Annotated in this window: 6 protein-coding genes; all 6 read left to right on the forward strand. The window is 68.4% G+C overall.

What is annotated here, in order from left to right; all coding sequences use genetic code 11:
* Positions 1 to 149 precede the first annotated feature (149 nt).
* Positions 150 to 806: a DUF502 domain-containing protein gene (locus tag FW784_RS11570; RefSeq protein WP_149353497.1), complete on the forward strand. Its 657-nt coding sequence runs from the start codon at positions 150 to 152 to the stop codon at positions 804 to 806.
* Positions 803 to 1,978 carry a PQQ-dependent sugar dehydrogenase gene (locus FW784_RS11575; RefSeq protein ID WP_149353498.1) on the forward strand — a complete coding sequence of 392 codons (1,176 nt, stop codon included), beginning with the start codon at positions 803 to 805 and terminating at the stop codon, positions 1,976 to 1,978. Before FW784_RS11570 ends, FW784_RS11575 begins: the two co-directional genes overlap by 4 nt.
* On the forward strand, positions 1,975 to 2,766 hold the full coding sequence (locus tag FW784_RS11580) for a queuosine precursor transporter (protein ID WP_149353499.1): 792 nt from the start codon (positions 1,975 to 1,977) through the stop codon (positions 2,764 to 2,766). The genes FW784_RS11575 and FW784_RS11580 overlap by 4 nt, the downstream gene beginning before the upstream one ends.
* Before the next feature lie 80 nt (positions 2,767 to 2,846).
* Entirely contained in the window at positions 2,847 to 4,661 is a 1,815-nt protein-coding gene (locus FW784_RS11585) for a DUF885 domain-containing protein (RefSeq protein ID WP_149353500.1), read from the forward strand.
* A 126-nt stretch (positions 4,662 to 4,787) separates the two neighbouring features.
* A complete protein-coding gene (locus FW784_RS11590) occupies positions 4,788 to 6,173 on the forward strand; it encodes a DUF1800 domain-containing protein (protein ID WP_149353501.1) in 1,386 nt (461 codons plus the stop codon).
* Position 6,174: 1 nt separating this feature from the next.
* Positions 6,175 to 6,723: DUF1501 domain-containing protein (locus tag FW784_RS11595; RefSeq protein ID WP_425481639.1), on the forward strand; the 549-nt coding region annotated here is incomplete at its 3' end.

A 6,723-nucleotide genomic window follows, 5' to 3' on the forward strand; every position in this document is an offset into this window, starting at 1 on the left:
CGAGCTGCCTGCAGCGCGTGGTCAGCGCCGGCTCGTGGCGCGGTCGCAACTCGCCCGAGCCCCTGGTCGCCAACCGCGGCTACGACGACGTCGGCTTCCGCCTCCTGCGCGAGCGCTGATCGCCGGGCGGGCGGCCCTACAATCGCCGCATGGGCAAACCGACTCTGCAACGACTCTTCCTGACCGGGCTCCTCACGCTGCTGCCGATCTGGCTGACGTGGGTGGTGGTCAAGTTCGTTTTCGTGATGTTGTCGGACATCAGTCGACCGCTGATCGAGCCCGCCCTGCAGGGCTGGGCGGCCAATGACCGGTCGCTCGCGTGGATCGCCAGCCCCTGGGTGCAGAACGCGCTCGCGCTGATCGCGACCCTCGTGGTGATCCTGCTTTCGGGCGTGATGGCGCGGCGCGTACTGGGCCAACAACTGCTGCGCTGGTTCGAGGCGCTGATCAAGCGCATTCCGTTCGCAAACATCATCTACGGCAGCGCGCGACAACTGCTCGATATCCTGCAGACCAAGCCCGATGGCACGCAGCGGGTCGTGCTGGTCGATTTCCCGAATGCGCACATGAAATCGATCGGCTTCGTGACCCGCGTGCTGCGAGAACAGGGCACCGGTCGCGAGTTGGCGGCCGTCTACGTCCCGACGACGCCTAACCCGACGTCCGGGTATCTCGAGATCGTGCCGATCGAAAACATCACGCCGACCGACTGGACCGTCGACCAGGCGATGAGCTTCATCATCTCCGGCGGGGCGGTATCGCCGGACACGATTCCGTTTTCCGGCCTGCCGCGGGCCGACGCGTGAGGCGCGTTCTCGGGGCGCTGCTCGCGCTGGCGCTGCTGCCTGCGCATGCCGCTGCGCCGCGGCTCGTCGCACGCACGATCACGCTGCAGGAAGGCGCGCCGTTCGTGCTGCGCGTCATCGAGGGCTACCGGCTTGAACCCGTCGTGCAGGGCCTGCAGCGCGTGCGCTTCTTCGCGCGCGATCCGCGCGGCCGGCTGCTCGTCACGGACATGCATGACCTGACCGACAACCGGCAGGGGCGCGTGCTGATGCTCGGCGTTCCCGACCCGGCGACCGGGCAATTCCCCGCACCGCAGCCATTGCTGTCGGGGCTGCGCAATCCCAACAGCATCGCGTTCCATGTCGACGCCGCCGGGCACGCCTGGTTGTACGTCGCGCTGACGCAGGCGCTGCTGCGGTATCGCTACGACGTTGAACGCGGCGCCGTGGCAGGCGAACCGCAGACGCTCGCGCGATTCCCCGACTACGGCCTCTCGTACAAATACGGCGGGTGGCACCTCACGCGCACGGTGCTGGTCGAACCCGACGGCACCACGCTCGTCTCGGTCGGCAGCAGCTGCAACGCATGCATCGAGAAGGAAGCCGTGCGCGCGTCGATCGTGGCGATCGCGCCCGACGGAACCCGACGCACCGTCGCGCGCGGCCTGCGCAATGCGGTCGGCCTCGTCCGCGACGGTGATGCGCTCGTCGCGACGAACCAGGGCGTCGACCACCTCGGCCATGACCGGCCCGACGAAACGATGTACCGCGTCGTCGATGGCATGGATGCCGGTTGGCCGTACTGCTACTCCGCAGCGGGCCACGTGCACCCGGATCCGAAGTTCCCGCGCCCCGGCGGCTGCAGGGGCGTCGCGCGTCCGTTCGCGCATTTCGACGCGCATGCCTCGGCGCTCGGCGTCGTGGCGATGCCCGGCGCGGCGCGCCCGGACGATGCCCTCGCCGGCCACTACGTCGTAGCGCTGCACGGCTCGACGAATCCGCGCATCGGCCATGGCTATGCACTGGTTCGCGTCGACCACGCAGGACGGAGCGTCGAACCCCTGGTGACAGGCTTCCTCGACGGCACGCGCGTGCTTGGCCGCCCCGCGGGCGTCATCGACGACGGTGCGGGCGGCGTGTACTTCAGCGACGATCGCCGCGGCGTCGTCTACCACCTGTGGAAATCCCCATGAGTGCAATCGCGATCGATGGCACGCCGCACGTCCTCGAAGATCGCGCGGTACGGTTGTTCATCGGCCTGGCTGCGTTGTTCTGCGTCAACACGGTGCTGGCCGAATTCATCGGCGTGAAGATCTTCGCGCTCGAGGACACGCTGGGTGTCCACCCGTTCGAGTGGCATCTGTTCGGGCAGAACGGCTCGCTCAGTTTCACCGCGGGCACGCTGCTTTGGCCGGTGGTGTTCCTGATGACCGACGTCATCAACGAGTTCTACGGGCGGCGCGGCGTGCGCATCATTTCGCTGCTGGCCGCCGCGCTTATCGTCTACGGGTTTGCGTTCGCCTTCGCCGCGATTTCACTGGCGCCGGCGGGCTGGTGGGTGGGCGCCGCGAGGGCGCAGGGCGTGGACGATTACCAGGCCGCCTTCTCCGCCGTCTTCGGCCAGGGCATGTGGACGATCGCGGGCTCGCTTGTGGCCTTCCTGCTCGGCCAGTTCATCGACGTCGCGGTGTTCCACCGCATCCGCCGCGCCACCGGCCACCGCGCGATCTGGCTCCGCTCCACCGGCTCCACTGCCGTGTCGCAGCTGGTCGACAGCTTCGTCGTGCTCTACATCGCGTTCGTGATCGGGCCGCAGCACTGGCCAATGGGCCTGTTCCTGGCGGTAAGCACCGTCAACTACGTCTACAAGATGGTGGCGGCGGTGGCGATGATCCCGCTGATCTACGCCATGAAGAACGCGATGGTGCGTTACCTCGGCCATGCGCGGGCCGACGAACTGCGGGCGCAGGCGGCGCATTGACCGGCCGACCGTGACTTCCGACCGGCGAAGGACCGCGCCGGCTGGCCCATGCTGCGGGAGTCCCTTCTCGGAACCCTGCCATGACTCTGCGCCCGCTCACCCTCGCCGTTGCGCTCGCCGTCTGTGCCGCCGCACTGCCCGCCGTCGCCGCACCAGCCGCGGCCCACGCCCATGCCGCCGCGACCCAAACCACCAAGGCGCAGCGCCTGAATGCCATGTACGAGCAGTCGTGGGAGGAGTTGCTCAAGCTCAACCCGCTGCAGGCCACGTTCCAGGGCGACCCGCGCTACAACGACCAGCTTCCGGACTTCGGCAGCGCCGAGTACCGCAAGAAGATGCACGACTACACGACGAAGTGGCTCGCCGCGGTGCAGAAGGTCGGCTCCGACGGCCTGACCGGCCAGGACTTGCTGAGCTACGAGATCTTCGTCGACGGTGCCAAGCGTTCGCTCGAAGGCGAGCAGTTTCCGGACTGGATGATGCCGGTCAACCAGATGGGCAGCATCGCCAGCTACGGCGCGATGTTCGGCTCGGGTACCGGTCCGCAGCCGTTCAAGACCGTCAAGGACTACGACAACTGGCTCAAGCGTGCACACCAGCTTCCGAAGATCTTCGACACCTCGATCGCGAACATGCGCGAGGGTGTCAAGGCCGGCGTGGTGCAGCCGCGCATCCTGATGGTGAAGGTGGTGCCGCAGCTCGATGCGCTGATCAACGATGACCCGACCAAGACGTTGTTCTGGGGCCCGGTCGCGAACATGCCCAAGACGTTCTCGGCCGCCGACCGTGAGCGCCTGACGAAGGCGTATCGCCAGATGATCACCGGCGACGTGATGCCGGCCTACAAGCGCCTGCGTGCCTACATCAACGACGACTACCTGCCGCATACACGCGAAACCGTCGGACTGGACGCGCTGCCCAACGGCAAGGCGTGGTACGCGTACGACGTCCGCAACAGCACCACCACGAACCGGACGCCGCAGCAGATCCACGACCTGGGCCTGAGCGAGGTCGCGCGCATCCAGGGCGAGATGCAGGGCGTGATGAACCAGGTCGGCTTCAAGGGCTCGCTGCAGGACTTCTTCAAGTTCATGCGCACCGATCCGCGCTTCAGCTTCAAGACGGAAGACGAGCTGCTCACGTTCTTCCGCAGCCTCGAAAAGACGATCAACGCGGGCATTCCCTCGCAGTTCTCGCTGATGCCCAAGACCCCGTTCGAGATCCGCCCGGTCGAGGCGTTCCGCGCAAAGTCGGCGGCGGGCGGCGAGTACCAGAGCGGCAGCGAGGACGGCACGCGCCCGGGCATTTTCTACGTCAACACGTACGACCTGCCCAGCCGCAAGACGTGGGACGCGGAAGACCTGTTCCTGCACGAGGCGATCCCGGGCCATCACTTCCAGATCTCGCTGCAGCAGGAGCTGACGACGATGCCGAAATTCCGCCGCTTCGGTGGCGAGACGGCCTTCGCCGAGGGCTGGGGCCTGTACTCGGAATCGCTTGGCAAGGACCTCGGCGTCTACAAGGATCCCTACAGCTACTTCGGCTATCTGCAGAACGAGCTGTGGCGCGCGATCCGGCTCGTCGTCGACACGGGCCTGCACAGCAAGGGCTGGACCCGCGACCAGGTGATCAAGTACATGCTCGACAACTCGGCGGCCAGCGAAACCGACGCCACCGCAGAAGCCGAGCGTTACGTCGCGTGGCCGAGCCAGGCGCTGGCCTACAAGTCGGGCGAGCTGAAGATCAAGGAGCTGCGTGCGCGCGCCGAGCAGGCACTCGGCCCGAAGTTCGACATCCGCCAGTTCCACGCCGAAGTGCTGAAGGACGGGGCGGTGCCGCTGGACGTACTCGACGCCAAGATCGACCGGTGGATTGCGGCGACGAAGGCGTCCTGACCGCCTCGGTGTGATCCGGGAAGGGGCCGCGCATGCGGCCCTTTCCTTTTTGGGGCGGCGGCGCGGAACCCCGCGCGACCGGTCAACCGCCTGCCCGATCGCGCGTTCATGCACGTGGAGACCGACATGACCCAAGACATCCGCCTCGCCAGTGCATACAACCGCTTCGGCCTGGGCGCCCGCCCGGGCGACCTCGCGCGCAGCGACGATCCGCAGGCGCTGCTCGTGCGGCAGCTGTCCTCGGGCGGCGACGGCGCGGCCTTCGCCGGGCTGCCGACCAGCGCGAGCTACGTCCATCAGGAAGCGGTCGCGCTCGAAGAGCGCCGCCGGATGAAACGCCAACAGGAAGACACCCAACCAATGGCCGACACAATGCGCGGGGCCCGCGGCGGTCTTCGCGCGTTGGTCCGCGCCGAGCTGGACGCGCGCTACCGCCACGCGGCGACCACGCCCGATGGCTTCGCCGAGCGGCTCGTACGCTTCTGGTCCAATCATTTCGCGGTGTCCATCGACAAGCGGCCTGCCCTGCTCTACGCGGCGCCGATGGAGCGCGAGGCGATCCGCCCGCATGTCGCCGGCCGGTTCGCCGATCTCCTGGTCGCTGTCGAGCAACATCCGGCGATGCTGCGTTACCTCGACAACACCCGGTCGATCGGCGAGGACTCCCGCGTTGCGCAACGGCAGGCCGGTAAGCGTCGGCTCGGGCTCAACGAGAACCTCGCGCGCGAAATCCTCGAGTTGCACACGCTCGGTGTGGATGGCGGCTATTCGCAGACGGACGTCACCGAGCTCGCGCGGGCGCTGACGGGCTGGAGCACGCCCGCCCCGCGCGAAGCACTCGATTCCGAGCCCGATTCCGCTTTCGTATTCCGCCCGAACGCGCACGAATCCGGCGCGCGCACAGTGGTGGGACGGCGCTACGCCGACGCCGGCATCGACCAGGCCCGCGCGGTGCTGACGGACCTTGCCCGCCATCCGGCAACCGCGCGCCATGTATCGACAAAGCTGGCGCGCCATTTCGTCGCGGACGACCCGCCGCACGCGATCGTCGAGCGCATGACGCAGGCGTGGTTGCGTAGCGGCGGCGATCTTCCCGTCGTCTACCGTGCGCTGATCGACAGCCCGGAGGCGTGGGCGCCGGTTGCACGCAAGTTCAAGGCGCCGGATGACTTCGTCGTTTCGGCACTGCGCGCGCTCGACGCCCCGCTGCCGATCGGCCGGCTGCAGCCCGTGCTCACCCAACTCGGCGAACCCGCGTTCACGCCGCGCTCGCCCGCCGGTTTTCCGGATACGACCGCGTCGTGGAGTGGCGGCGATGCGCTGTTCAAGCGCATCCAGGCCGCGCAGCGGCTTGCGGCCGCTACCGAGGTCGCCGACCCGCTCGCGACGGCGCGGGCAGCGCTCGGCGCAGGACTCGACGACGCGACCGCCACCACCGTGCGCCGCGCCGAATCGGCACGCACCGGGCTCGCGCTGCTGTTCGCCAGCCCCGCCTTCCAGTGGAGGACCTGACATGGATCCGAGCCGCCGCCGTTTCATCGCGCTCGCCGGCGCCAGCGCCACGGTCGCATTCTGGCCGCGCCTGCCTGCCTTCGCCGCGATGCAAGGTGCCGACACGCGCCTCGTCGTCGTGCTTCTGCGCGGCGGGCTCGACTCGCTGCACGCGCTACCGCCCGTGGGCGATCCCGACTATCTGCGCCTGCGCGGTGACCTCGCCGTCACCGACGCACTGCCGGCAACCGCCGGCTTCGGTTTGCATCCGTCGCTCGCATTCGCGTCGCGGCTGTTCGCTGCGCGGCAGCTGCTGCCGGTCGTGGCGATCGCACCGCCCTACCGCGGCCGCTCGCATTTCGAGGCCCAGGACAATGTGGAGAACGGCGCGGACGCGAGCCAGCACCTGCAGACCGGCTGGCTCAATCGTGCGGCCTCGCTGATGTCGGGCAGCGACGCGCTGGCCGTCGCGGCCGTCGCGCCGCTTTCAGCACGCGGGCCGGGGCGCGTCCGCACGTGGTCGCCGCCGTTTACCGACGACGTCGACCCGACGCTGCTGCAGCGCCTGCGG

The sequence above is a fragment of the Cognatilysobacter lacus genome (assembly GCF_008274655.1).
GTDB classification, from domain to species: Bacteria; Pseudomonadota; Gammaproteobacteria; order Xanthomonadales; family Xanthomonadaceae; genus Cognatilysobacter; species Cognatilysobacter lacus.

Excerpts from the sequence above, each read along its gene's own strand:
- FW784_RS11570 (WP_149353497.1), top strand. The coding sequence starts at position 150 with ATGGGCAAACCGACTCTGCAACGACTCTTCCTGACCGGGCTCCTCACG.
- FW784_RS11590 (WP_149353501.1), top strand. The coding sequence starts at position 4,788 with ATGACCCAAGACATCCGCCTCGCCAGTGCATACAACCGCTTCGGCCTG.
- FW784_RS11585 (WP_149353500.1), top strand. The coding sequence starts at position 2,847 with ATGACTCTGCGCCCGCTCACCCTCGCCGTTGCGCTCGCCGTCTGTGCC.
- FW784_RS11580 (WP_149353499.1), top strand. The coding sequence starts at position 1,975 with ATGAGTGCAATCGCGATCGATGGCACGCCGCACGTCCTCGAAGATCGC.